Source organism: Phreatobacter aquaticus (assembly GCF_005160265.1).
Classification (GTDB): domain Bacteria; phylum Pseudomonadota; class Alphaproteobacteria; order Rhizobiales; family Phreatobacteraceae; genus Phreatobacter; species Phreatobacter aquaticus.
This window is the reverse complement of record NZ_CP039865.1, coordinates 2,352,665-2,377,167: the sequence shown is the minus strand read 5'-3', so window position 1 is coordinate 2,377,167 and position 24,503 is coordinate 2,352,665. Positions and strand designations below refer to the sequence as shown.

Genomic DNA, 24,503 nt, shown 5'->3' with positions numbered 1-24,503 from the left:
GGATTTCGTAGCGTCGCGAAGCCTTGGCAAGCGGTCCCCCATGTCGAAAAAATCAGCTGCAGCCGCGGCCGCGTCCGCCCCAGTTCCGACCGGCCCCGGCGAGACGTCGCGGGACGAGATCGGTCAGCTGCTGGCCGACGCGGGCCGCGACAGGCTGGCCGGCAAGATCCGGCGCCTGATCGACCGGTTCATCGCCGATACCGAGACGCTCAGCGACACCGAAGCCGACATTTTCGAACAGGTCATCGGTCGGCTGATCGCCATCGCCGACCCCGACGTCAAGGAAGAGATCGCCCGATGGGTCGCGGCCGAGGCGGATGCGCCGGCCGGCATCGTCGAGCAATTGGCCAATGACGACTGGATCGAGGTGGCGCGGCCGATCCTGATCCATTCGGAGTGTCTCGACGACGAGGCGCTGCTTGGCATCATTTCGCGCCGCGGCCCGTCCCATCTTCTGGCCGTCGCCCGCCGGTCGCAGCTGGCCAGCACGCTGACCGATGCCCTGATCGTCCATGGCAACGAGGCCGTGATGCGGGCGCTGTCGCACAATCCAGGCGCCAGCTTCTCGGACCGCGCTCCCGAGCTCATCAAGGCGCGGCGCAAGGTGCGCCTGCGCGAGCACCGCAAGTCGGTGCGCAAGGCCGTCTACTACCCGGCAGAACTCAAGACCGACGAGGGCGCAATGGTGGCGGCCTGCACCCTGGTCGACGTCTCGCGCACGGGCGCCCGCCTCAGGATGGGCTCCTCCGATCAGGTGCCGCGCGCCTTGCGGCTGGTGTTCACCGGCAGGGATGGCGGGGTGATCCGTGAGTGTGAAAGGGTCTGGCACGACGGCAAGCACATCGGGGTGCGTTTCGTCTGAGATCGGCGCCACCGGTTCCATGCGGGGCCTCCGGAGGCCGGATCCGCCCGGCTTGTCATCCGGAGCCTTCGTGGAACAGGAGAGAGGCGTCGCTCTTCCAAGACATCACGGGAAAGCACATCCTGCAGTTGCGTCACGCCGACCCTCGTGGCGGGCATGACGGCAAGGCCGGTGGCAATCGGCCCATCACATTGCCCCGCCAACCGGCGTCTCCAGCACCAGGTGGCTCCAGCTGACGCCGCCGCGATCGAACATGTCGCCGCGCGTGGCCCGGTGGCGTTCGACCAGCCCATGGCGCCTGCCGACAGCCGTCACCTCGTCGGCCGGGACATCGAACATCTGCCGCCCCGGAGGCACCGGACCGTGGCGCAGCGACAGGATGAGCCGGCCCCCGGGCTTGAGCAGGCCCGCCAGCACCGCCATCGCCGTCTGCCGGTCGCCCTCATCAAGGTGCATCAGAACGGCGGTCAGCAGGATGAGATCAAAGCGGCGACCGAGCGCGCGGGTCCCGGCAAGATCCGGCAGGCCGTCATCCAGCCAGACGATCGGATGGGCGGCATGCAAGCGCTCGCCATGAGCGCGCAATTCGGCGGTCGGCTCGGCCGCGACGAGCCGGTGGCCCAGGGCGGCCAGCGCCGCCGCATCGCGGCCCGTTCCGGCGCCGACATCCAGAACATCCGCCGGAGTGGCGGGAAAGAACGGCAGCACGAGCGCATGCACGTCGGCGAAAGCGATGCTTTCATATTGCACCGCAAGCCTGTCGGCTTCCTCGGCATAGCCGGCTGTCGATGCGTTCAGTCCAACCGTCATCCCATTCTCCTTGCGAACAATATAGGACGATCTTCCTGCTTCGCCAAATGCAACAAGCCCGGCCTTGCGGGCCGGGCTTGCTGGAAATGTCAGTGGCGACAGCCTGCCGCCGGATGGTCTCAGTAGCGGGCGACGACCGCCGAGGGGCCGGTCGAGAACAGGTAGTTCAGGCCGATGCGGACCTTGTGCTCCTGCAGGCTGACCGGGGGGCTCGTGACACCTGTATTGGCCGTAATGCCCTTGCGGCCGTAATTGGCGTACAGATACTCGCCGCGAATGGTCCAGTTCTGGGTCACGGCATATTCAAGGCCGGCGCCGAGCGTCCAACCCACGCGGGTCTGCCCGCCGGTCGCGGTGACAGCGAGCAAGGTCTGGCGGATGCCAATATCGGCAAAGGCCACACCGCCCGTCACGTAGAGCAGGGCGCGATCGACAGCGACGCCGGCGCGTGCGCGCAGCGAGGCGTCCCAGGTCGTCTTCCATGTGAAAATCGTCGTCGGGCCGCCGACGGCAACGATGGCCGCAGTGCGCGACACGCCGAAATATCCGAGATCAGCTTCAACGCCGAGGACAACGTTGTTGATCTGATGATTGTAGCCGATCTGGCCGCCAGCAACGAGCCCCGAGCCCGAGCTGGGAGCACCGGGGATCACAACGCCGAAATTCGTGTTGGCGATACCGAGGCCGATATTCAGACCGGCATAGAAGCCGGTCCAGTTGAACACCGGCGCCGCGATTGCGGCGGGAACGGCGACGCGGCGAACGCCGAGATCGGCTGCCTGAGCGTTGCCGGCAAGAGCGGCGGCGGTCAGCACGCCCAGAGCGATCTTCTTCATAACTTGTCCAGGAGATGAAGGGGTTCATGATGAATGCAGACGTGTACTTTATTCAGGCGAAGTGATTCCGCTAGGGCATCTGACGCGGGGTTGCTCTTTGCCGCGGCTTGTGACAACGCCGCAACAGGTGGCCTTCGTCGCTTCGCGCTGCCGCTGTTAGCCTGCCCAAATGCAACAAGCCCGGCCTTGTGGACCGGGCTTGATGGCAATGTCGGAGGCGGCAATGTGCCGCCGGATGGTCTCAGTAGCGGGCGACGACCGCCGAGGGGCCGGTCGAGAACAGGTAGTTCACGCCGATGCGGACCTTGTGCTCCTGCAGGCTAACCGGGTCCGTCACGCCGCCATTGTTGCTGCGGATGATCTTGCTGCCATAGTTGGCATAGAGATATTCGGCGCGAACCGTCCAGTTCTGGGTGAGCGCGTGCTCGATGCCGGCACCCAGCGTCCAGCCCACGCGGGTCTGGCTGCCGGACACCGTCGCACCACCGGCGGGGGTCTGACGAAGGGTGAGATCGGCAAAGGCCACGCCGCCCGTCACGTAGAGAAGCGTACGGTCGATCGCGACGCCGGCGCGGGCGCGCAGCGAGGCATCCCAGGTGGTCTTCCAGTTGACGGTGGCGCCGCCAACAACGGCCGAGCGCGACACGCCGAAATAGCCGAGGTCGCCTTCGACGCCGATGACGAAGTTGTTGATCTGGTGGTTGTAGCCAATCTGCGCGCCGCCAACCAAGCCGCTGCCGGAACCGGGGAAGCCAGGTGCGAGCACCGAGAAATTGGTGTTGGCAATGCCGACACCGACATTCAGACCAGCATAGAAGCCGGTCCAGTTGAACACCGGCGCCGCGATGGCGGCGGGAACGGCGACGCGGCGCACGCCGAGATCGGCGGCCTGGGCCTGGCCCATCATGGCGGCGGCGGCGATGGCAGCGAATGCAAGCTTCTTCATGGGTATCTCACTTCGATGGACTAGGGCACGGTCAGTTTCGGCTGACCGTCACTTACAAAGAGTCCCGTTTCCGCGACAAGTCAGGTTGCCCCTACGGGAGCAAAACCCGTTGGCAATGTTGCACGACCGCAACAGTGCCCGCGCACCGCTGCCCTCGGCAGGCGCGCGGCTGCCCACCCGACATGACGACGAGGTAGCCGGTCATGCCAAATGCAACAAGCCCGGCCTTGCGGGCCGGGCTTGCTGGCAAATGTCCGGGCGGCAAGCCGCCGGATGGGCTCAGTAGCGGGCGACGACCGCCGACGGGCCGGTCGAGAACAGGTAGTTCACGCCGAGCTTGACGGTGTGACCATCAGAGCGAAGGGTGCCGGCGTAGATCGGCCCAAGAGTCCGTGTACCGAAGTTATAGTACATGTACTCAGCCTTGACGGTCCAATTGTTGGTGATCGCATATTCATAGCCAGCGCCCAGAACCCAGCCGAAGCGCGTGTACTTCTCGGCCGCCCCAGCACCCTGGGTGAAAGACGCAGTCTGAATGCCGAGACCGCCGGTCACGTAGAAAAGCGACCTGTCGACTGCAAAGCCGGCACGGGCGCGAAGCGATCCAAGCATGTTGTTACGCCCGGTCAGACCAAGGGCGGTGTGCCCGCCGATCGTGGTGTAGGCGAGGTCAGCCTCCACACCCAGAACGAGGCTGTTGATCTGATAATTGTATCCGACCTGCGCGCCCAACAGCGCGCCGGAGGTGCTCAACGGAAACTGACCGCCGAAGGGGTTGGTGCCCGTGCTTCGGCCCCAGCCATAACCGGCGTGCACACCAGCGTAGAAACCGGTCCAGCTGAACCCCGATGCCATGATGGCCGAGGGGACCTCGACCCGGCGGACGCCGAGATCGGCAGCCTGGGCGCCTGTCACGAGAGCCAAGGCGGAAGCGGCGGAGAGGAGAATGCGGCGCATGGGGGGAAACCTCAGGTGATGATGGGCTACCGTATCAGGGAACCATCTCCAATTGCGTGTCCCCAGGGCAACACAATCACCGAGTTTACGTAGCGTTGGAGCTGTCCACTCCGCCCGTTGAAGAGTTTTGCGGCGTTCACTTGGTCACGCCTCGTCGATCAGGCAGGCCAAACATGCAAAGCCATTGCGGATCAACTGATCCCGGCAGGGCTCGAGCGTGCAACGACATCCTTCGCAATCGACCGCACCCACTCGCCATGGCGCCACTCCCCTGCTCTCCCGTCAGCGCTGATCCTGGAAACGCACGGCCTGCCCGCCTGACGGCGTGACGAGGTCACCCTCCCACATCACCCGCCGGCCGCGGATGATGGTGCCGACCGGCCAGCCGGTCACCTCGACGCCGTCATAGGGCGTCCACTGGCTCTTCGAGGCGATCCAGCTGTTGGTGATGGTCTGCCGGCGCTTCAGGTCGACAATGGTGAGGTCGGCGTCATAGCCGACCGCGATGCGGCCCTTGCCGGCGATGGCGAAGATGCGGGCGGGGCCGGCGCTGGAGAGATCGACGAAGCGTTCCAGCGTCAGGCGGCCGGCATTCACATGGTCGAGCATGGTGGCAACCAGCGTCTGGACGCCGGTCATGCCCGAGGGCGAGGCCGGATAGGTCTTCTGCTTTTCCTCCAGCGTGTGCGGCGCGTGGTCGGAGCCGAGCACGTCGACAATGCCCTGATCGATCCCCTTCCAGATGCCGGCACGGGCGCGGGCATCGCGCACCGGCGGGTTCATCTGGGCGAGCGTGCCGAGCCGCTCGTAGCAGTCCGGCGCGACCAGGGTGAGGTGATGGGGCGTCGCCTCGCAGGTCGCCACATCCTTGTGGCCTGCGAGATAGTCGATCTCTTCCGCCGTGGAGATGTGGAGGACGTGGATCTTGGCGTTGAAGCGCTTGGCTATGCCGACAAGGCGCTCGGTGCAGGTGAGCGCCGCGATCTCGTCGCGCCAGACCGGGTGCGAGCGCGGATCGCCCTCGATGCGTTCGCCCTTGCGGTCGCGCAGGCGATATTCGTCCTCGGAATGGAAGGCCGAGCGGCGGCGCGTGTTCTTCAGGATCGAGGCGACGCCCTCGTCGTCCTCGACCAGCAGCGATCCCGTCGACGAGCCCATGAACACCTTGATGCCGGCTGCACCCGGCAGGCGCTCCAGCTCGGCGACATGCTGGGCGTTCTCATGGGTGCCGCCGACCCAGAAGGCGAAGTCGCAGTGCATGCGGTTCGTCCCGCGCTTCACCTTGTCGGCGAGCGCTGCCTCCGAGATCGTCAGCGGGTCGGTGTTGGGCATTTCGAAGACGGCGGTGACGCCGCCCATGACGGCGGCGCGCGAGCCCGATTCGAGATCTTCCTTGTGGGTGGGGCCCGGCTCGCGGAAATGGACCTGGCTGTCGATGACGCCCGGCAGGATGTGGAGACCGGTGCAGTCCACCACCTCGCCGGCGGAGGCCTGGCTGAGGTCGCCGATGGCGGCGATGCGACCACCGGTCACGCCGATATCGCGGCTCGTCCGGCCATCCTGATTGACCAGAGTGCCGTTCCTGTAGATCACGTCATAGGTCGGCATGGGGCAGGTCTCCGGTCGGATGAATGGTCTTGGGGCTTGAGCCGCGCGGCGACACGCTTATGTCGGAGAACGGCAAGGGTGCCAAGATGGCGGCTGCAGTGCATGGCCGTTCGTCCGCATGACGCCAGACGAGCACAATCGTCATCCCCGGCGAGGCGCAAGGCGCCGAGGGAAGGGGATCCAGACTTTCGATTGCGTTGTCCGGCCGCAGCATTCCTGGCCCCCCTTCCCTCGCCCTCGCGGGCTCGCCGGGGGTGACGTGTGTGCTAGGTTGCGGGAAAGCACGTAAGACACTGACAGGGAACGCAACAATGCAGCAGGCCCATCTCGGCGAACGCGGCGTGGTGAGGGTGATCGGCGAGGATGCCGGGCACTTCCTGCAGGGCCTCGTCACCTGCGATGTCGAGGCTCTCGCCGAGGGCGAGGCGGGCTTCGGCGCGCTGCTGACGCCCCAGGGCAAGATCATCGTCGATTTTCTGGTGGTGCGCGCGCCCGACGCGATCGGCGGCGGCTATCTCCTCGACGTGAAGCGCGTGCTGGCGGCGGACCTTGCGCGCAAGCTCGGCTTTTACAAGCTGCGCGCCAAGGTGATCGTGGAGGACCAGTCGGACCAGTTGGGCGTCACAGCCTTCTGGGGCGGCGAGACTGCGCCGGAGGTCGGCGGGCTGCTCTACCGCGATCCGCGCCATCCCGCGCTTGGCTGGCGGATGTTCCAGCCGCTGCCGGTGGAGAACGCGTCGGGCGCGGATTACGACGCCCATCGCGTGGCGATCGGCATCCCGGAGGGCGGGCGCGACTTCGCCTATGGCGACGCCTTCCCGCACGAGACCGACATGGACCAGCTCCACGGCGTGTCCTTCACCAAGGGCTGCTATGTCGGCCAGGAAGTGGTGAGCCGCATGCAGCATCGCGGCACCGCGCGCACCCGCATCGTGCCCATCGGCTATGACGGGCCGGAGCCGCTGGAGGGCATCGACGTGGTGGCCGGCGACAGGCTCATCGGCCATCTGGGCTCGGTGCGAAGCGGCCGGGCGCTGGCGAAACTGCGCCTCGACAAGGTGGCCGATGCGATGACCGCGGGCGAGCCGCTGACGGCTGGTGGAATTGCGGTTCGGGTGGTGAAGCCGGACTGGGCCAGGTTTGCCTGGCCGGGAGAGATGACGGACGAGAAGGCTGGCTGAAAGAAGGCGGGGCGCGCCTCGTTTTCGTGGCTCAGTGGCCCCTCACCCTAGCCCTCTCCCCGCAGGCGGGGAGAGGGAACAGAGGCCGCCAGGCTCAGCCAGCGTGCGGTTCTCGACACCAGATCATGTGCGCAGGCTGACGCGACGGGAGCGGAGACATCCCCTCTCCCCGCCTGCGGGGAGAGGGTTAGGGTGAGGGGCCTGATGTCGCTATCGGATGATCCACACGTCAGCCCTGCCCTATCGGCATGACGTCGCCGGAAAATACTTGAGGTTGCATAATTTCGCCCGACGACAACCAATATAGATCGAAAAACAAGACGTTTGAGATTCTGTTTTCGTGAAACCTCAACCATCTTCTTGCTGTTTTTTATTTACGCATACCCATGACGATGGTGCGTAGCTGACAGCAAGGGAGCGCGCGACATGGGTATTGGACAGACCATCGCGGCAGGATATCGCCTCGTTACCGCCAAGACGCTTCTACCGCCCGCCCGGCGCTCGCCGTTTCGCCTGGTGGCCGTCACATGCACAATGATCGCCTGCCTTCTTCTCATCGACTGGGCAACATCTGGTGCCGATGGCACCTGGGACATGTATGGCCTGAACGCCCTGATCGCCTGGGTGGCCGTGCTGGTCGCCATCACCCTGGCCTTTGCCGGACGGGATCCGACGGCGCGCGTAACCTGGCATCTGCTCATCGTGCTGCTCGCCCAGACGGTAGCAGCGACGCTGGTGGTTCTGCTCGCGCTGCCCCTGCTTGGGCTGCCCGGCTGGCCCGCGATCGCCGGCCTGATCGCCAGCGCTGCCGCCGCGCTTGGCCTGCTGACACTTGCCTTCGTCGCGACGCGCCGCATCTTCCTGCATGGCGCAGGCTCGCGGCGACCGACGCTCCGCGCGCTCGGGCTGAGCGTCGCCAGTCTGGCCGCGGCCCTGGCCTTCCCTTATTCGCCAGCCTTTGTGGGCAGCGATTTCGACCGTTCGACTGCCAATGTCTGGGAGTTTGCCAGCCGTCTGTCACAGCCGCAGCAGACCGAGGCCATGGCGGAGCAGAGGCGGGACTATATGCGCCGGCAGGCGCAGGCGAAGCTTGCCCAGCCCGCGCTGATGACCGCAGCGCTCGATGGCCTGGCGCCCGTCGACCCATCGGCCCCCAATGTCTTCGTGCTGGGGATTGCCGGATGGGCTAGACAGAATGTCTTCCTCAACGAGGCCGAGCAGGCGGTTGCCGCTCTGGCCGTCAGGCTGCGGGCGACGGGGCGCACCATGACCCTGATCAACAATCCCGGCACGAGCGCAAGCCGGCCCATTGCCAGCATCCAGAATCTCGCTCAGGCGCTGCAAGGCATTGCCCGCCGCATGGATACCGAACGGGACGTGCTGGTCCTCGCCATGACATCCCATGGCAATCGCGACGGCTTCGCGCTGGAGTTCGGCGCGCTGGTCTATGAGACGCTGTCGCCCGAAAGCCTCAAGACAGCCCTCGACGAGGCCGGCATCCGCAACCGCATCCTCATCGTGTCATCCTGCTATTCGGGCACGTTCGTGCCGGTGCTCGCCGATGAAAACACGATGATCATGACGGCGTCATCGGCCGAACGGAACTCGTTCGGTTGCTCCGACACGCGCAGCCTGACCTATTTCGGCGAGGCCTTGCTGGAGAATGGCTTGCGGCAGAGCGACAGCCTGATCGGCGCTTTCACCGTGGCGCGCAGGCTGGTCGGCGAATGGGAGGCGGAGCAGAAGCTCACTCCATCACAGCCGCAGATCCATGTGGGAAGCCGACTGCGCACCCGGCTCGGCGCGGTGATCGGGACGGATGACGAATGGGTCCGGCTTGTCGCCAGCAACCGGATCGGCGCAAACGTGAGCCAGTAGCTTGGCGAGCGCCGTGGCTCGCCCCTCACCCTAGCCCTCTCCCCGCAGGCGGGGAGAGGGAACAGAGGCCGCCCGGCTCAGCCGGCGCGCTGCTCTCGACACCAGATCATGTGCGCAGGCGAATGCGCTGGAAGCGGAGACATCCCCTCTCCCCGCCTGCGGGGAGAGGGTTAGGGTGAGGGGCCCGATCTCCCCACCGACCGTTGCCTCTCATCCCGCCCTGCCCTCTAAAGAAAACTCTGCGGATCGACGTCGATCTCCAGCCGTACGTTCCCTCTCGGCGCCTCGACCTTCGACAGCCAGTCGCGCAGCCAGCCCGACAGATCGAAGGCGCGGGGCGAGCGCGCGAGAATGCGCATGCGGTGGCGGCCGCGCACCAGCGCCAGCGGCGCTTCCGCCGGGCCCAGGACCTTCACATCCTTCGAGGCCGGCGACGAGCGCACCAGCATGCGGGCATAGGCCATGGCGTCGGATTGCGCCTCGGCCGAGACGACAAGCGCTGCGAGACGCCCATGCGGCGGCAATTGCGCCTCCTCGCGCATGGCGATCTCGGCCTCGTAGAAGGCCTCGCGGTCGCCCTTCACGATGGCATCGATGATCGGATGGTCGGGCCTGTGCGTCTGGATCAGCGCGCGCGAGCCGTCCTTGGCGCGGCCCGCGCGGCCGACCACCTGCTGGAGCAGCTGGAACGTGCGCTCGCCGGCTCTGGGATCGCCGTTCTGCAGGCCGAGATCGGCATCGACCACGCCAACCAAAGCCAGATGCGGGAAATTGTGGCCCTTGGCGATGAGCTGGGTGCCGATGACGATGTCGGCCTCGCCTTTGGCGACGGCCTCGATCTCCTGGCGGATGCGTTCGATGCCGCCGGCCATGTCGGAGGAGAGAACCAGCAGCCGCGCCTCGGGGAACAGCGTCGCGCATTCCTCCGCCATGCGCTCGACGCCCGGGCCGCAGGCGACGAAACTATCGACCGCATCGCATTTCGGGCAATGTTCGAGGGGCGGCATGGAGAAGCCGCAATGGTGGCAGACGAGCCGGCGCCGGAAGCGGTGATCGACCAGCCAGGCCGAGCAGTTCGGGCACTGGATGCGTTCGCCGCAGGTGCGGCAGAGCGTGAGCGGTGCGTAGCCGCGCCGGTTCAGGAAGATGAGCGACTGCTCCTTCTCCTCCAGCGTGCGGCGCATGGCGAGTTCGAGCGCCGGTGAGATCCAGCGGCCGCGCGGCGGGCCCTGCACCTTCATGTCGACGGTGGAAATGGCCGGCATCTCGCGGCCGCCGAAGCGCTCGGGCAGGATGAGGCGGCGGTAGCGCCCCTTGTCGGCATTGACGCGGGATTCGAGCGAGGGCGTGGCGGAGGCGAGAACGACCGGGATCGCCTCCATCCGGCCGCGCACCACCGCCATGTCGCGGGCGTGATAATGGACGCCATCGTCCTGCTTGTAGGCGCCCTCGTGCTCCTCATCGACGATGATGAGGCCGAGATCCTGGAACGGCAGGAACAGCGCCGAGCGCGCGCCGATCACCACCGGCACTTCGCCGGCGGCAACACCCGTCCAGACCCGGCCGCGCCGCGCCTGTCCGACGCCGGAATGCCAGGCGGCGGGGCGATGGCCGAAGCGCTCGGCGAAGCGGTCGAGGAACTGGGTGGTCAGCGCGATTTCCGGCACCAGGATCAGCGTCTGGCGGCCCTGGCGGATGGCCTCGGCGACGGCCTCGAAATAGACCTCGGTCTTGCCCGAGCCGGTGACGCCATCGACCAGATAGACCTGGAAGGCGCGGGCGGCGACGCCATCGGCCAGCACCTGTGCCGCCTCGTGCTGTGCGGGATTGAGGGCGGGCCGGGCGTGATCGGGATCGAGCGTCTCCGCCACCGATTCCGGCGGCAGGGTGATCGCCTCCAGTGCGCCATCATCGATGAGCCCGTCGACCACGCCGATGGAGACACCGGCTTCTTTGGCAGCCTCGCCCTTGGCACGCGCCAGACCATCGGCCATCAGCGCCATCAGCTTGGTACGCGCCGATGTCGGCCGCGATGGCGGCTGGCCGGTGAGCCGCACGCCGATGCGCGGGCGGGGCGGCGCCAGATGGTCGGGATCGCGCACCGCCATGCGCAGCACCATGCCGCGCGGCGAGAGCGTGTAGTCGGCGATCCAGTCGACCAGACGGCGGATGGCGGCCGGCACCGCCGGCACCTCGTAGCGGGCCAGCACGTCCTTCAGGCGGTTGTGCGAGACGCCGCCGGGATCGTCGCGCAGCTGCCAGACGACGCCGAGCGCCGTGCGGTTGCCGAGCGGCACGGAGACGACATCGCCCGGCCCCAGTTCCAGCTCCGCCGGCACGCGGTAGCTGTAGGGGCGGTCGATCGCGACGGGAATCAGGACATCGGCGTAGCGCGGCGCTGTCATTCCGGCAGACAAAGCACGGGAGGCCCGCGAAGGGAATTGCGGAGCGCGGGGGATGGGACCCGCGCAGACTGGAATCATTCTGCAAACTGCGAATTGCGCCAGCCGCGCTGACACTTAGGCACATCTCTGGAATGGCTCCAATATTGCCTCAACCCATTGAAATCACGTATCTTTTGTTCTACATCAAGATGGCTCGATCGGATCTGTTCCATGCAGTCCAGCGGTTGGGGCGGAGACATCCGGTGATCGTCTGTCATTGCAATGTGCTGAGTGACCACGACATCCGCGCCTGCCTGGGCGATGGGCCGGACTGCCCGCGCGCCGTCGGCGAGGTCTATGCCTGCCTGGGGTGCAGCCCGAATTGCGGCCGTTGCGCCCGTACCATCCGCGCCATCCTGCGCGAAGCCGGCGTGTCACAGGGTTGCGCCGCCTGCCCGGTCGGCGAATGCGCCGGCCATGCGCACGGCGAGCCGGTGCTGATCGCCGCCGAATAAGGCCTGACGACCGGCTGCTGCCGCCTTGCCTTTTCCTGTCTGGAATGGTTGGAATCTGGCTTCCCCTGCCGGCCAGGATGCCGGCCATTGTCAGACATGGAGGCCAGCGATGAAGGGCGACAAGAAGGTCATCGAGTACCTGAACAAGGGCCTTCGCAGCGAGCTGACCGCGGTCAGCCAGTACTGGCTGCATTTCCGCATGCTGGACAATTGGGGCTTCAAGGACCTCGCCAAGTTCTGGCGCAAGGAATCCATCGAGGAGATGGAGCACGCCGACAAGTTCATCGACCGGATCCTGTTCCTGGAAGGCCATCCGAACCTGCAGGTGCTCGATCCGCTGCAGATCGGCCAGACGGTGAAGGAGGTCATCCAGGCCGACCTGAATGCCGAGATCGGTGCTCGTGCGCTCTACCAGGAGGCGGCGGCCTATTGCGAGACGGTGAAGGACTATCCCTCGCGCGACCTGTTCATCGCGCTGATGACCGATGAGGAAGGCCATATCGACTTCCTCGAGACCCAGCTTGAGCTGATGGCCCAGGTCGGCGAGCAGCTCTATGCGCAGAAGCATATGGGCAAGCTCGGCGGCGACGAGCACTGAGGGCGGGGACAGCGCGTTCGTCGCGTATCGGTTTTCCGACAGCGCATACCCTTACCTCTCCCCGCCTGCGGGGAGAGGTCGCCCGAGGCAAGGCCGAGGGCGGGTGAGGGGCCACGCTGAATGCAGCCGCTCGCCGGCACGTCGCCCCTCGTCGCCGATCAATCCCCTAGTCTCCGAACGGCCCCTCACCCTAACCCTCTCCCCGCATGCGGGGAGAGGGGACGTCTCCGCCTGCGGGAAGTACAATCATTCGTTGGGCACCCCTGCCTCGCCCCTGCCTCGCCCCTCCCCCATTCACCGCCCGTGAACTCTCCCCTGCCATGATCCCCTCATGGCCAGCCCTGCCGATTTCTCCGCCCCCGCCGATCTCCTGATGCCCGGCGCCGCCGCCGACATGGTGGCAGCCGTCGGCCGCTGGCTGCGCTATCTCGGCACCGAGAAGCGGCTATCGCCCAAGACGCTGGAGGCCTATGGCCGCGATGTCCGGGTCTTTCTCGGCTTTCTCGCCAGCCATCTCGGCGAGAATGTCTCGCTGGCCGCCATGGCCGGGCTGCACCCGCGCGATGTCCGTGCCTTTCTGGCCCGCCGCCGCGCCGATGGGCTGGAAGCCCGCTCGATCGGCCGGGCGCTGGCGGCGGTGCGCTCCTTCTCCCGCTTTCTGGAACGCGAGGGCGAGGGCCGCATGGCCGCCTTTGCCGCCGTGCGCACGCCGAAGGCGGGCACCCGCCTGCCCCGCCCGCTGGCCATCGGCGCAGCCCGTCAGGTGGTGTCTGCAGAAGCGCGCGACCACGAGGATACGGCCCCCTGGGTGATTGCCCGCGACTCCGCCGTGCTGGCCCTGCTCTATGGCTCGGGCCTGCGCATTTCGGAGGCGCTTGGGCTCAGACAGAAGGACGCGCCGAAGCCAGGCGAGCAGGGGCAGCTGACCGTCCTCGGCAAGGGCCAGAAGACCCGGCAGGTGCCGGTGATTGCCAAGGTCGCGACCGCGATCGACGACTACCGCAAGCTCTGCCCGTGGAGCCTCGGGCCGGACGATCCGCTGTTCGTCGGCGTCAAGGGCGGGCAGCTCTCGCCGCGCATCATTCAGCTCGCCATGGAACGGCTGCGGGGCGCGCTGGGGCTACCGGCAAGCGCCACGCCGCATGCGCTGCGCCATTCCTTCGCCACCCATCTGTTGGGGCGCGGCGGCGATCTGCGGTCGATCCAGGAACTCCTGGGCCATGCGTCACTCTCGACGACGCAGGTCTATACGGCGGTCGATACGGCAGCACTGATGAAGGTCTACGAGAGCGCGCATCCCCGGGCGTGATGGGCCTCAGGCGGAGCGCCGTTGCACCCTCCCCTGGAGGGAGACATGTCAGCCCGCGCACCCTTCACCTCGCCCCGACGGGGAGAGGTCGACCGAGGCGAAGCCGAGGGCGGGAGAGGGGGATCACTCTCACCGAACAGCAGCTCGCCCCCTCTCCCGTCGCCCTAACGGGCGCCGACCTCTCCCCGTCGGGGAGAGGTGAAGGTCTCAGCCCGGACTAACACTCGAAGGCCCCTTTGCCCGCTACGCATTCCCCGTTGCAGCGGTCCGCGCCATCATCGCCCGGCGCTCGCGGTGCACGCGGCGGAAGCGCATGAGCAGGCGAAAGGAGCGGCCCGAGCGGCCGCCGCGCACGAGGCGGGTATAGCCGGCGATCCGCTTCTTGACCGGGTCGATATAGTGGTGCGCCCAGACCACCCAGCGGTTCCACATGTCGTAGAGCCGCACGAAGAGCGGGATCTGCAGGAGCTTCGGCTTGCAAGCCTCGAACAGGAAGGCGGCAACGCCGACGCCCACTACCTTGGCGGCGCAGAAGATCAGGGCGCCGAGAATGAGGTGGCCGCTGGCGATCAGCGCCAGCGCCGCGAGCTTGAACGGGAACAGGACGGCGACCGGAATGGCGAAGACGGCCAGCGTCGCATAGGGCGGCAGCCGCTCGATGCCATCATGGATCGCCTGTTTCAGTGCCTTGAACGGCAGGATCTCGACGAAGCGGCGCACCCAGGGACCAAGATGGTCCCAGATCCAAGTCTCGATCAGGATGATGATCGCCGCGACGACGATCAGCGGGCGAAGCAGATAGCGGCGCATCGGCGCTCCATGGGCAGTGAACATGAGCGATTTCGCCAGTTCATTGTGTCTGGACGACGGCGCGGAAGCGAGGGCGAATGTTTCGGGGGTGACGGAGGTGCCGCGATTTCCGGCGGTCTGAGCTCCGACAACAAGAGGTCCTTCGAGGCTCGCTAACGCTCGCACCTCAGGATGAGGACAGGTTGGATTCCGCTGGCGGGCAGGCCGCCTTCCGGCACACCGTCTCCACCCACATCCTGAGGTACGAGCGTCAGCGAGCCTCGAAGGACGTCTTCAATCAACCAGCGCTTCTGCGGGACGTGAGCGCCCTCACCCCAGAGACCAGACTGCATTCTCCGACAACAGGTGATCCACCCGGCCCTCCTTCAGCGCGCGCAGCGCTTCCTCGGGCTTGTTGATGATCGGCTCCTCGTGGACGTTGAACGAGGTGTTGATCAGGGCGGGAATGCCGGTCTTCTGCTCATAGGCCGCCAGAACGTCGTAATAGACCGGGTTCTGCTCGCGGTGGATCAGCTGCGGCCGCGCCGTGCCGTCGACATGGACGCAGGCCGGGATCTTCTCGCGCCATTCCGGCTTCACGTCGCAGGTGACCGTCATGAAATTGGCGGTGTAGGCGAGCTCGTCCGGCAGCAGGAACAGGTCCTTCGCCTTCTCGGCGCGCACGACCGGGGCGAAGGGCATGAAGTCGGTGCGGTCGAGCCGCTTGTTCAGCCAGTCATTGATCGAGCGGTCGGTGGCGGCCGCAATGATGGAGCGGGCGCCGAGCGCGCGCGGGCCATATTCCATGCGGCCGAGATAGGTGCCGACAATGCCGCCGGCCGCAATGATGGTCGCCGCTTCGTCGATCGGGTCGGCGGCGGGGCGTTTCACCGCGCCACCCGCTGCAAAGACGCGGTCGACATCGCCGGTATAGTCGCGGCCGCGATAGACATTGCCGAGCTTCTCGCGATGGCCGAGCCAGCTCGCAAGACCGTCGCGCTTCAACAGGAATTCCAGCACGCCACCATCGGCCTCGCCCTGGTCGGACATGGCGGGATAGACGAAGATCTCGTCGAGATCGAAGCGCTCGGCGATGCGCTGGGTGAGCTTCACATTGGCGAAGACGCCGCCGGAAAGGCCGAGATGGCGGACCGGCGCGCGGCGGAGCAGTTTGGCGAGGGCTGCAAGAATGACGTTTTCCAGCGTCTGCTGGACGGAAGCTGCCATGTCCTCGCGCGAGCATTTCTTGGCCAGTGAATTGACCAGCATGCGCACGCGCCAGCGCGGCATGGCGCAATGGATCTGGCCATCATCGGACACCTGATAGAGCGCGGTCATGCGCTCCGCATGGACCGGCTTGCCGAAGGCCGCGAGCCCCAGCACCTTGCCCTCGTGGCGGAGCGAGCGGAAGCCGAGCGCCTCGGTCACATAGGCGTAGAGCTTGCCGAGCGAATCGCCCGGGCGCTGCGGCACGGTGCGGGCCAATGTGTCGGCCTCGCCGCCGAAGAGGTCGGTGAGTTGGCCATCCTTCAGGAGCCGCGCCGAATAGAACACGTCATCGCCGCCGCCATCGGCCGTGTAGAGCAGCACCTCGTCGGCTGGCATGTGGGCGAGCGTCGCCAGCGCGTGGGCCTTGTGGTGGTTGTAGAAGAAAGTCTCAGCACCCGCCGGCCAGCCGTGGCGGGCCGCGAAGGCGCTGACATCCACGACCTCGGCCAGGTCCTTGGCCCGGCCCGAGCGCAGATGCGCGATCGGGTCGACCTTGTGCGCCCCGAACAGGCCACCGAACCGGTGGAACCCGTTCTGGATGTCGTCTGCCGGATAGCGCATGCGGGGATAGCAGACCGCGCCGATATCGCCAGGCGTCAGCCCTGCGCTCGCAAGGCACTCGGCGACAGCCTCGGACGGAAAGCGATAGCCATCGGTCTTGATGCGGGTGACGCGCTCCAGCGCCACCGAGGCGAGGCAGCGATAATCGTCATAGAGCGCCGCGCAGGCATCATGGGACTGGTAGAAACCGAGAATGATCACAGGGTCAGGCTCTCTGGTGACGGCGCGCCCGTGATTAAACGCTTGGATACGGAGCCGCAATCAAGCGTTACAGATCAGGCGAAGATTCCCGGTCACTGTACCGGATTGCTCCACATTTTCGCACCCACCCCACCGCCAACTCGGGATCGGTCGCCGGCATGTCACGCCGCGACTGGCGGGCCTTTGCCGCCTCCCCCGAGTTGCGAGGATTGCGATGCCAAAGCGGACATGGACCGAACGGACCCTGGCGCTGGTCATCAGCCTGCCACGGGCAACCGCCCGGCGCATTCATGCACGCCGCCTGATCGACAGCCTGCCCATGACCGGTCACCTGATCGATGCCGTGGACGGCCTGGGCCTGACGCCGGATCAACGGGCAGCCCACCAGCCCGATCTCTTCAGGCCCCGTTACCCGTTCGCCCTCGGCGCGGCCGAGATCGGCTGTTTCCTCAGTCACCGCGCAGCCTGGCAGGCGCTGGTCGCCTCCGGCCACGACCAGGCGCTGATCCTGGAAGACGACGCCGTGCTGGGACCGCGTTTCCTCCCCGCGCTGGACCGGCTGGCCGCCGAGCGGGAGCAGTGGGCCTTCGTTCAGTTGCACAGCCACCGGTCACCCGAACGATCGCCGGACACGGACTTCATCGGATGCCGGACCTTGCCGCAGGTCGAGATGGTCGGCCAGATCGTGACAAGGGCTGCGGCCTCGCGGCTCATCGCCGCCAGCGAGTGCTTCGACCGCCCCGTCGACAGCTTCATCCAGCTCACCTGGGCGACTGGCGTGCCGATCCATCACCTGGTGCGGCCGGTGGTCGCCAATGGCGGCGCCTCGCTTGGCGGGTCGACGATCAGCCGGACCATGCCGGCGCTGGAGCGGATCAGGCGGACGGCGGTGCGCCCTCTCTACAAGACAAGCCTGCGCCTGCGCGCCGAATGGCATGCGCGGCGCGGCCCGGCATCCGGAGCCTTGGGGCTGGGGTCGCTGGAACGGGCGTGAGGGCAGGACACGAGCGGTCGTCGCTGCTGCCTCTACCATCCGTCACCGATCGCCATCCCCGATGGCGCGGTACCTCACCTCGCCCCGTTGGGGAGAGGTCGGACGCGACAGCGTCCGGGAGAGGGGGGCGAGCTCTATCCGGTGAGGACTGTCCCCCTCACCCGACCTCGGCTTCGCCCAGGTCGACCTCTCCCCGTGGGGGCGAGGGGAAGACTGCGCTGGCCGACAGGGAGCACCACAGGACGCTGCCCTGCCCCCAAAAGCAGAACGCGCGACCCGAGGGCCGCGCGTTCGGATCAATATGAGACGGGCCGGACCGCTCAGTACACGCGGGCCTTGGGCTCGATGTACTGGATGTCGTTGGTCATCGTGTAGGTGTGAACCGGGCGGTAGTCGATCGAGACCTGCTTCTTCTGGTCGTCGGCAAAGGCCAGCGTGTGCTTCATCCAGTCCTTGTCGTTGCGGTCCGCAAAGTCCTCGCGGGCATGGGCGCCGCGGCTTTCCTGGCGGTTGGCAGCGGAGTCCATGGTGACGACCGCCTGCGAGATCAGGTTGTCGAATTCCAGTGTCTCGATCAGGTCCGAGTTCCAGATCAGCGAGCGGTCGGTGGTCTTGACGTCGTTCGACCCCTGCCAGACCTCGTGGATCAGCTTCTGGCCCTCGGTCAGCACCTCGCCGGTGCGGAACACGGCGCAGTTGGACTGCATCACGCCCTGCATGCGGGCGCGCAGCTGCGCGGTCGGCGTGCCGCCGGAGGCATGGCGGAACTTGTCGAGGCGGGAGAGCGCGAGCTCGCCGGCATCCTTCGGCAGGTCCTGGTGCTTCTCGCCGGGGGTGACGGTCTCGGCGGCGCGCAGGCCCGCGGCGCGGCCGAACACCACGAGATCGATCAGCGAGTTCGAGCCGAGGCGGTTCGCGCCATGGACCGAGACGCAGGCGGCCTCGCCGATGGCCATCAGGCCGGGGACGATGGCGTCGGGATCGCCGTTCTTCTTGGTCAGAACCTCGCCGTGGAAGTTCGTGGGGATGCCGCCCATGTTGTAGTGGACGGTCGGAATGACCGGGATCGGCTCCTTGGTGACATCGACGCCGGCGAAGATCTTGGCGCTCTCCGAAATGCCCGGCAGGCGCTCGGCGAGGATCTTCGGATCGAGATGATCGAGGTGCAGGAAGATGTGATCCTTGTTCTTGCCGACACCGCGGCCCTCGCGGATCTCCATGGTCATGGAGCGCGAGACGACGTCACGGGAGGCAAGGTCCTTGGCCGAGGGGGCATAGCGCTCCATGAAGCGCTCGCCCTCGGAATTGGTGAGATAGCCGCCCTCGCCGCGTGAACCCTCGGTGATGAGGCAGCCCGAACCGTAGATGCCGGTCGGGTGGAACTGCACGAATTCCATGTCCTGCAGCGGCAGGCCGGCGCGCAGCACCATGGCATTGCCGTCGCCGGTGCAGGTGTGGGCGGAGGTCGCCGAGAAATAGGCGCGGCCATAGCCGCCGGTGGCCAGAATGGTCTGGCGGCCGCGGAAGCGATGCAGCGTGCCGTCATCCATCTTCAGCGCGACGACGCCGAGGCAGCGGCCGTCCTCGCCCATGATCAGGTCGATGGCGAAATACTCGATGAAGAACTCGGCATTGTTCTTCAGCGCCTGGCCATAGAGCGTGTGCAGCATGGCGTGGCCGGTGCGGTCGGCGGCGGCGCAGGTGCGCTGGGCCGTGCCCTTACCGAAATGGGTGGTCATGCCGCCGAACGGGCGCTGATAGATCTTGCCGCTCTCGGTGCGCGAGAAGGGCACGCCCCAGTGCTCGAGCTCGTAGACGGCGGCCGGCGCGTTGCGCACCAGATATTCGATCGCGTCCTGGTCACCCAGCCAGTCGGAACCCTTGACGGTGTCGTACATGTGCCACTGCCACTGGTCCTCGCCCATATTGCCGAGAGAGGCGGCGACGCCGCCCTGGGCGGCGACCGTGTGCGAGCGGGTGGGGAACACCTTGGAGATGCAGGCGGTGCGCAGGCCGGCCTGCGCGCAGCCGACGACCGCCCTCAGGCCCGCGCCACCGGCGCCGACGATGACGACGTCATAGGTGTGGTCGGTGATGTCATAGGCGCGGCCGTTGACGGCGGGATTGGTCGCTTGAGCCATGGCGCGGTGCTCCTGGATCGAAAGGGGGTCCCGGCGGGCCGGGGCAGAACGTCTCAGCGAAGTCAGACGCCGAAGGACAGTTTCAGAACGGCGAAGACCGAGGCGAGGCCAACGATGACCGAGAAGAAGGTGCTGACGAGCAGCAGCGCCACCTTCGGGCCTTCAGCCGGCACATAGTCCTCGATCACCATCTGCATGCCGAGACGCATGTGGTATATGGCGGAACCGATGAAAAGGATCAGCGGAATCGCCACGAGCGGCGAACCGAGCGTTGCCTTGACCGCCGCATAGTTCGAGCCGGCGGTGGAAATAATCAGCCCGATGACGAACAGCGACAGCGGGATGTTGGCGATCGCCGTGACGCGCTGCATCCAGAAATGATGGGTGCCGGAGCGGGCCGAGCCGAGGCCACGAACCTCGGCGAGCGGCGTGCGCATGGATGACTTCGAATGAGACATGATGCCGGCTCCCTCAGACGCCGCCGCGCACGGCATAGGCAACGACCCAGGTCAGGATCGTCAGCACAACCGAACCGATGAGATTGGCGCGCACCAGCCATTCGCGTTCGACCGGACCGAAGCCGCGGCCGGTATCCCAGATGAAGTGCCGGATGCCGCCGAGCATGTGGTGAAACAGGGCCCAGGTGTAGCCGAGCAGCACGAGGCGGCCGATGAACGAGCCGGCATACCACTGGAAATTGGCATAGGCCGTCGGCCCGGAGGCGGCGGCGATCAGCCACCAGACCAGCAGGACGGTGCCGAAGAACAGCGCCATGCCCGTGGCGCGATGCACGATGGACATCATCATCGTCAGCATCGGGCGATAGATTTGCAGGTGCGGGGAGAGCGGGCGCTCAACCATCGGCTTGGAATCGGCCATCGTCGAATTTGTCCTCGGAACAGGCCGGATGAACCGGCCGCCGGAAATCACGCGCCTGTTTACGAAACCCGGCGCTCCGGCGCAACGTAGACTGGAATGAGACGAAGGAGCTAGACGACAAAATGCGCGGCGGGCACGCGGGAGTGTGTGACATGGGGATTGTTTCGACGTCGCCGCTCTTTGCCCCGCCCCAACCCTCCCCGTTGGCACGGGGAGGGTTGGGGTGGGGTTATTGTCGAACCTGCCACGCTTTCGCCCAGCCGCCGCCCGCCCGCGCCGGATTGCCTCGCTTCGCCCACCCGGCTAAGTCCTGATCCCGATGTCCGACACGTTCTCCCGCTACCAGTCCCTGGTCGATTCCGGCGAAATCTCGTTCGATCCCGCGCAGGCGGTGATCGCCAAGCGCCTCGCGGCGCTGAATGCCGAACTCGGCGACTATCGCCTGGCGCGCCGGAAATCCGGCGCGTTGTCCTGGCTGTTTGCCCGCGGCGAGAAGCGCGAGCCGGTTCGCGGGCTCTACATCTGGGGCGAGGTCGGCCGCGGCAAGACCATGCTGATGGACCTGTTCATGGCGGCAAGCCCCGTCAGGCGGAAGCGGCGGGCGCATTTCCACGAGTTCATGGCCGATGTCCATGAGCGCATCCACATCTACCGGCAGAAGCTGAAGGCCGGCGAGGTGAAGGGCGACGACCCGATCGCGCCGGTGGCGGCCGATCTGGCGGAAGAGGCCTGGCTGCTCTGCTTCGACGAGTTCTCGGTCACCGACATTGCCGACGCGATGATTCTCGGCCGGCTGTTCGGCCGGCTGTTCGAGGAGGGCGTGGTGGTGGTCGCGACCTCCAACGTGGTGCCCGACGAATTGTATCGCGACGGATTGAACCGTGCCCTCTTCCTGCCGTTCATCAAGCTTATGCAGGAGCGCATGGCGGTGGTGAAACTCGAATCACGCACGGACTTCCGGCTGGAGAAGCTGTCGGGGCGGCCTGTCTGGCTGACACCGCTCGGGCCGGAGGCCGACCGCTCCATGGACGAGGCCTGGTCACGGCTCACCGGCGGGGCGCGTGGAGAGCCGGCCGAGCTGCCGGTCAAAGGGCGGCATGTGCCGGTGCCCCGGCAATCACACGGCATCGCGCGCTTCACCTTTTCCGAGCTCTGCGAAAAGCCGCTGGGCGCCTCCGACTATCTCGCCATCGCGCACACGTTCCACACGGTGATGATCGACGGCATTCCCGTGCTGCGAGGGCTTGCCCGGCGCAATGAGGCCAAGCGCTTCATCACGCTGATCGATGCGCTCTACGACAACCAGGTAAAGCTGGTGGCGAGCGCCGGCGCCGAGCCGATGGGCATCTATCTCAACGACGAGGGCGTGGAAGCCTTCGAGTTCGCCCGCACGGCGTCGCGGCTGATCGAGATGCGCTCGGAGGAATATCTGGCCTTGCCGCATGCCCGCCGTCCGCACAATGTCGGGGATACCGGCGGCATCGTCGAGACGTGACGGCGGGCCGCGGCCCGGCGGAGGATCCTGTGGCACATTCGCACGAGGGCGACGGCGACCAGCTCCGGTCCTGCGCCATTACCGGCAGCCCGATCGCACCCGGGGACGCCGTGCGGTTCGGCTCGCTGCGGGCGGGCCTTGCACAACGGATTCGCCAGGACGTGCCGTCCATTCAGTCCGGCGACTTTGTCGACCGGGCGGCGGTGGCCGATTATCGTGGCCGCTATGTCGAGGACCTGCTGAAATCCGAACGTGGCGAGATCACCGCGCTTGAGCGCGATGTCGTCGACAGCCTGCGAAGCCAGGACATCCTGGCGACCAATGTCGAGGACCAGATCGAGACCGAGCGGACCTTCGGCGAACGGCTGGCCGACCGCGTCGCCGAGTTCGGCGGTTCGTGGACCTTCATCATGGCGTTCTTCGCGCTGCTGGCCATCTGGATGGCTGGCAATGTGCTGATGGTCGCCAGGGCCTTCGATCCCTATCCGTTCATCCTGCTCAACCTGATCCTGTCGTGCATTGCCGCCATTCAGGCGCCCATCATCATGATGAGCCAGAAGCGTCAGGAGGCGAAGGACCGCCGCCGCTCCGAGAACGCCTTCCAGATCAACCTGAAGGCGGAACTGGAGATCCGGCACCTCCACGAGAAGATCGACCATCTGCTGAGCCGGCAATGGGAGCGGCTCGCCGAAATGCAGACGATGCAGATCGAATTGCTGCAGGACCTGAGGGATCGCCGTGGCAAGGCGGACTAGCGCGCGGATCACCGCGCCAAGGCGCGAAGGGCAGCAGCCCCCGGAAGACCGCGTGCAGGCGCGTCTGGTGGCGATTGCCGCCGATCATGTGCGCCGCTTCGGCCCCGAACGCGTGACAGTGGTGGCGGTTGCCCGCGAGGCCGGCATGAGCCACGCCAATGTCTATCGTTTCTTCCCCTCCAAGGCGGGGTTGATCGAGGCGGTGGTGATCGCCTGGACCCGCTCGGTGGAGGTGATACTCGGTGACATCGCCAATGCGCCGGATCCGGCCGACGACAAGCTGGAGCGCTTTCTCGTCACCTGGGGCAAGGCGGAGCGCGACGGGCTGGATCGCGACCCCGCGATCTACGGAGCCTTCGCCGATTTCTGGGCGGAACGGCGCGATGCCATCATGGTCCATCGCGCCAGGCTCAGGGCCTTCCTGGAGACCATCGTCGACGAGGGGCTGGAGCCCGGCCCGTTCCGCCTGCGCGACGAGGCCCGCGCCGTCGCCTTCATCGCCGACGCCATGCAGCGCTTCATCCACCCCGCGCTGGTGATCGAGACGCGCGACCTCACCCGCCAGCAGGTGGAGACCCGCCTCAGCACCATGGCGCGGATCATCATCCGGACGCTGGTGAGCGGCGGGGTGTGATGACGAAGGGACCGTTTCTCGCCCTGAGAATACGCATTAGCACCATGTAATACCGGTATCGCGTTTGAGGCAGTGTCCGGCAGGTCAACGGCCGGAGCATGATGCGCCGGCCGCTGTCAAAGGTTCGCGGCCCGACAGGGATACGCGTACGCCCAGACGCCGGAGATCCCCCCATGTGCGACCAGTGTGACACCTCTCGAATGACCCGCCGCGGCGCCCTGGGGCTGGCCGGTTTCGGCGCGGCCCTCGCCTCCGGCATGATGACCACCGGCAAGGCACGCGCCGCCGACGGGCCGGGAACCAGCCTGACGCCCGATCAGGCTCTGGCGCAGCTTGAGGCCGGCAACCGGCGCTATGTCGCAAGCCCCGAGGCCTGCGTGATCAACATGACCAAGCGCCGCGAGGAAGTCGCTGGCGGCCAGGCGCCCTGGGCGACGATCGTCTCGTGCGCCGACAGCCGCGTGCCGCCGGAACTGATCTTCGGAGGCCTGAGCCTCGGCGAGTTGTTCGTGGTGCGCAATGCCGGCAACACGGTGGACACCACGGCGCTTGGCACGCTGGAATATGGCGCGGCCGTGCTGAAATCGCCGGTGATCGTGGTGATGGGGCACCAGGCCTGCGGCGCGGTGTCGGCCGCCTGCGATGTGGTGACCAAGAACGCCACCTATCCCGGCGCCATCGGGCCGATGATCGAGCCGATCGTGCCGGCCGCCATCGCGGCGCGCGCCAAGGGCGGCGATTTCGTCGACCAGTCTGTGCGCGAGAATGTCCTGCGCACGGTGCGGCGCCTCAAGGCGACCGGGCCGCTGATCTCGGACCTGTCCGGCAGCGGCAAGGTGAAGATCGTCGGCGCCTATTACAATCTGGCCAGCGGCAAGGTGGACTTCATCGTCTGAGATCA

General features: G+C 66.6%; 22 protein-coding genes. 11 read left to right on the top strand and 11 right to left on the bottom strand.

Features of this window, described 5'->3' with window-relative positions; all coding sequences use genetic code 11:
• Positions 1-40 precede the first annotated feature (40 nt).
• Positions 41-862, top strand: coding sequence for a DUF2336 domain-containing protein (locus tag E8L99_RS11130; protein WP_137099598.1), 822 nt, complete (start codon positions 41-43; stop codon positions 860-862).
• Positions 863-1,048: 186 nt separating this feature from the next.
• On the opposite strand, the gene E8L99_RS11125 is transcribed toward E8L99_RS11130, so the two are convergent.
• From E8L99_RS11125 to E8L99_RS11105, 5 genes are all read right to left on the bottom strand, one after another.
• Positions 1,049-1,672 (bottom strand): class I SAM-dependent methyltransferase, encoded by a 624-nt coding sequence (locus tag E8L99_RS11125; protein WP_137099597.1) that lies wholly within the window; start codon positions 1,670-1,672, stop codon positions 1,049-1,051.
• Between the two features lie 119 nt (positions 1,673-1,791).
• Positions 1,792-2,508 carry an outer membrane protein gene (locus E8L99_RS11120; RefSeq protein ID WP_137099596.1) on the bottom strand — a complete coding sequence of 239 codons (717 nt, stop codon included), beginning with the start codon at positions 2,506-2,508 and terminating at the stop codon, positions 1,792-1,794.
• Between the two features lie 241 nt (positions 2,509-2,749).
• Positions 2,750-3,454 carry an outer membrane protein gene (locus E8L99_RS11115; protein WP_137099595.1) on the bottom strand — a complete coding sequence of 235 codons (705 nt, stop codon included), beginning with the start codon at positions 3,452-3,454 and terminating at the stop codon, positions 2,750-2,752.
• Between the two features lie 279 nt (positions 3,455-3,733).
• Positions 3,734-4,411 carry an outer membrane protein gene (locus E8L99_RS11110; RefSeq protein ID WP_137099594.1) on the bottom strand — a complete coding sequence of 226 codons (678 nt, stop codon included), beginning with the start codon at positions 4,409-4,411 and terminating at the stop codon, positions 3,734-3,736.
• 282 nt (positions 4,412-4,693) lie between these two features.
• A complete protein-coding gene (locus E8L99_RS11105) occupies positions 4,694-6,019 on the bottom strand; it encodes a dihydroorotase (protein WP_137099593.1) in 1,326 nt (441 codons plus the stop codon).
• A 311-nt stretch (positions 6,020-6,330) separates the two neighbouring features.
• On the opposite strand from E8L99_RS11105, the gene ygfZ reads away from it, so the two are divergent.
• On the top strand, positions 6,331-7,200 hold the full coding sequence (gene ygfZ / locus E8L99_RS11100) for a CAF17-like 4Fe-4S cluster assembly/insertion protein YgfZ (protein ID WP_137099592.1): 870 nt from the start codon (positions 6,331-6,333) through the stop codon (positions 7,198-7,200).
• A 426-nt stretch (positions 7,201-7,626) separates the two neighbouring features.
• The gene (locus E8L99_RS11095; protein ID WP_137099591.1) at positions 7,627-9,078 is read left to right on the top strand and encodes a C13 family peptidase; all 1,452 of its coding nucleotides are present in this window, start codon (positions 7,627-7,629) and stop codon (positions 9,076-9,078) included.
• Positions 9,079-9,305: 227 nt separating this feature from the next.
• Here E8L99_RS11095 and E8L99_RS11090 read toward each other — a convergent pair whose 3' ends face one another.
• Positions 9,306-11,483 carry a primosomal protein N' gene (locus E8L99_RS11090; RefSeq protein WP_137099590.1) on the bottom strand — a complete coding sequence of 726 codons (2,178 nt, stop codon included), beginning with the start codon at positions 11,481-11,483 and terminating at the stop codon, positions 9,306-9,308.
• A gap of 242 nt (positions 11,484-11,725) precedes the next feature.
• On the opposite strand from E8L99_RS11090, the gene E8L99_RS11085 reads away from it, so the two are divergent.
• The 3 genes from E8L99_RS11085 to E8L99_RS11075 all read left to right on the top strand — a co-directional run bounded on the left by E8L99_RS11085 (position 11,726) and on the right by E8L99_RS11075 (position 13,884).
• On the top strand, positions 11,726-11,977 hold the full coding sequence (locus E8L99_RS11085; RefSeq protein WP_137102079.1) for a (2Fe-2S)-binding protein: 252 nt from the start codon (positions 11,726-11,728) through the stop codon (positions 11,975-11,977).
• 109 nt (positions 11,978-12,086) lie between these two features.
• Positions 12,087-12,575: a bacterioferritin gene (bfr, locus tag E8L99_RS11080; RefSeq protein WP_137099589.1), complete on the top strand. Its 489-nt coding sequence runs from the start codon at positions 12,087-12,089 to the stop codon at positions 12,573-12,575.
• 331 nt (positions 12,576-12,906) lie between these two features.
• Positions 12,907-13,884 (top strand): tyrosine recombinase XerC, encoded by a 978-nt coding sequence (locus E8L99_RS11075; protein ID WP_137099588.1) that lies wholly within the window; start codon positions 12,907-12,909, stop codon positions 13,882-13,884.
• A 243-nt stretch (positions 13,885-14,127) separates the two neighbouring features.
• On the opposite strand, the gene E8L99_RS11070 is transcribed toward E8L99_RS11075, so the two are convergent.
• Both E8L99_RS11070 and E8L99_RS11065 read right to left on the bottom strand, forming a co-directional pair.
• The gene (locus E8L99_RS11070) at positions 14,128-14,694 is read right to left on the bottom strand and encodes a hypothetical protein (RefSeq protein ID WP_137099587.1); all 567 of its coding nucleotides are present in this window, start codon (positions 14,692-14,694) and stop codon (positions 14,128-14,130) included.
• A 309-nt stretch (positions 14,695-15,003) separates the two neighbouring features.
• Positions 15,004-16,704 carry a carbamoyltransferase C-terminal domain-containing protein gene (locus E8L99_RS11065; protein WP_168201646.1) on the bottom strand — a complete coding sequence of 567 codons (1,701 nt, stop codon included), beginning with the start codon at positions 16,702-16,704 and terminating at the stop codon, positions 15,004-15,006.
• 214 nt (positions 16,705-16,918) lie between these two features.
• Between E8L99_RS11065 and E8L99_RS11060 the strand changes: the two genes are divergently transcribed.
• The gene (locus E8L99_RS11060; protein ID WP_137099585.1) at positions 16,919-17,698 is read left to right on the top strand and encodes a glycosyltransferase family 25 protein; all 780 of its coding nucleotides are present in this window, start codon (positions 16,919-16,921) and stop codon (positions 17,696-17,698) included.
• A 320-nt stretch (positions 17,699-18,018) separates the two neighbouring features.
• On the opposite strand, the gene sdhA is transcribed toward E8L99_RS11060, so the two are convergent.
• From sdhA to sdhC, 3 genes are all read right to left on the bottom strand, one after another.
• Positions 18,019-19,839 carry a succinate dehydrogenase flavoprotein subunit gene (sdhA, locus tag E8L99_RS11055; RefSeq protein WP_137099584.1) on the bottom strand — a complete coding sequence of 607 codons (1,821 nt, stop codon included), beginning with the start codon at positions 19,837-19,839 and terminating at the stop codon, positions 18,019-18,021.
• Between the two features lie 62 nt (positions 19,840-19,901).
• Complete coding sequence (gene sdhD, locus E8L99_RS11050) at positions 19,902-20,297, bottom strand: succinate dehydrogenase, hydrophobic membrane anchor protein (RefSeq protein ID WP_210421803.1); 396 nt, start codon at positions 20,295-20,297, stop codon at positions 19,902-19,904.
• A 13-nt stretch (positions 20,298-20,310) separates the two neighbouring features.
• Complete coding sequence (sdhC, locus tag E8L99_RS11045; RefSeq protein ID WP_137099583.1) at positions 20,311-20,718, bottom strand: succinate dehydrogenase, cytochrome b556 subunit; 408 nt, start codon at positions 20,716-20,718, stop codon at positions 20,311-20,313.
• A gap of 319 nt (positions 20,719-21,037) precedes the next feature.
• Between sdhC and zapE the strand changes: the two genes are divergently transcribed.
• The 4 genes from zapE to E8L99_RS11025 all read left to right on the top strand — a co-directional run bounded on the left by zapE (position 21,038) and on the right by E8L99_RS11025 (position 24,498).
• Positions 21,038-22,213, top strand: a complete 1,176-nt coding sequence (gene zapE / locus E8L99_RS11040) for a cell division protein ZapE (RefSeq protein WP_137099582.1) — start codon at positions 21,038-21,040, stop codon at positions 22,211-22,213.
• 29 nt (positions 22,214-22,242) lie between these two features.
• Positions 22,243-22,968: a DUF1003 domain-containing protein gene (locus E8L99_RS11035; protein ID WP_168201645.1), complete on the top strand. Its 726-nt coding sequence runs from the start codon at positions 22,243-22,245 to the stop codon at positions 22,966-22,968.
• Positions 22,969-23,020: 52 nt separating this feature from the next.
• A complete protein-coding gene (locus tag E8L99_RS11030; protein WP_168201644.1) occupies positions 23,021-23,602 on the top strand; it encodes a TetR/AcrR family transcriptional regulator in 582 nt (193 codons plus the stop codon).
• Positions 23,603-23,802: 200 nt separating this feature from the next.
• A complete protein-coding gene (locus E8L99_RS11025) occupies positions 23,803-24,498 on the top strand; it encodes a carbonic anhydrase (RefSeq protein WP_252511338.1) in 696 nt (231 codons plus the stop codon).
• The last annotated feature ends 5 nt before the right edge of the window (positions 24,499-24,503 follow it).

Excerpts from the sequence above, each read along its gene's own strand:
- E8L99_RS11130 (WP_137099598.1), top strand. The coding sequence starts at position 41 with ATGTCGAAAAAATCAGCTGCAGCCGCGGCCGCGTCCGCCCCAGTTCCG.
- E8L99_RS11125 (WP_137099597.1), bottom strand. The coding sequence starts at position 1,672 with ATGACGGTTGGACTGAACGCATCGACAGCCGGCTATGCCGAGGAAGCC.
- E8L99_RS11120 (WP_137099596.1), bottom strand. The coding sequence starts at position 2,508 with ATGAAGAAGATCGCTCTGGGCGTGCTGACCGCCGCCGCTCTTGCCGGC.
- E8L99_RS11115 (WP_137099595.1), bottom strand. The coding sequence starts at position 3,454 with ATGAAGAAGCTTGCATTCGCTGCCATCGCCGCCGCCGCCATGATGGGC.
- E8L99_RS11110 (WP_137099594.1), bottom strand. The coding sequence starts at position 4,411 with ATGCGCCGCATTCTCCTCTCCGCCGCTTCCGCCTTGGCTCTCGTGACA.
- E8L99_RS11105 (WP_137099593.1), bottom strand. The coding sequence starts at position 6,019 with ATGCCGACCTATGACGTGATCTACAGGAACGGCACTCTGGTCAATCAG.
- ygfZ (WP_137099592.1), top strand. The coding sequence starts at position 6,331 with ATGCAGCAGGCCCATCTCGGCGAACGCGGCGTGGTGAGGGTGATCGGC.
- E8L99_RS11095 (WP_137099591.1), top strand. The coding sequence starts at position 7,627 with ATGGGTATTGGACAGACCATCGCGGCAGGATATCGCCTCGTTACCGCC.
- E8L99_RS11090 (WP_137099590.1), bottom strand. The coding sequence starts at position 11,483 with ATGACAGCGCCGCGCTACGCCGATGTCCTGATTCCCGTCGCGATCGAC.
- bfr (WP_137099589.1), top strand. The coding sequence starts at position 12,087 with ATGAAGGGCGACAAGAAGGTCATCGAGTACCTGAACAAGGGCCTTCGC.
- E8L99_RS11075 (WP_137099588.1), top strand. The coding sequence starts at position 12,907 with ATGGCCAGCCCTGCCGATTTCTCCGCCCCCGCCGATCTCCTGATGCCC.
- E8L99_RS11070 (WP_137099587.1), bottom strand. The coding sequence starts at position 14,694 with ATGCGCCGCTATCTGCTTCGCCCGCTGATCGTCGTCGCGGCGATCATC.
- E8L99_RS11060 (WP_137099585.1), top strand. The coding sequence starts at position 16,919 with ATGCCAAAGCGGACATGGACCGAACGGACCCTGGCGCTGGTCATCAGC.
- sdhA (WP_137099584.1), bottom strand. The coding sequence starts at position 19,839 with ATGGCTCAAGCGACCAATCCCGCCGTCAACGGCCGCGCCTATGACATC.
- sdhD (WP_210421803.1), bottom strand. The coding sequence starts at position 20,297 with ATGTCTCATTCGAAGTCATCCATGCGCACGCCGCTCGCCGAGGTTCGT.
- sdhC (WP_137099583.1), bottom strand. The coding sequence starts at position 20,718 with ATGGCCGATTCCAAGCCGATGGTTGAGCGCCCGCTCTCCCCGCACCTG.
- zapE (WP_137099582.1), top strand. The coding sequence starts at position 21,038 with ATGTCCGACACGTTCTCCCGCTACCAGTCCCTGGTCGATTCCGGCGAA.
- E8L99_RS11025 (WP_252511338.1), top strand. The coding sequence starts at position 23,803 with ATGACCCGCCGCGGCGCCCTGGGGCTGGCCGGTTTCGGCGCGGCCCTC.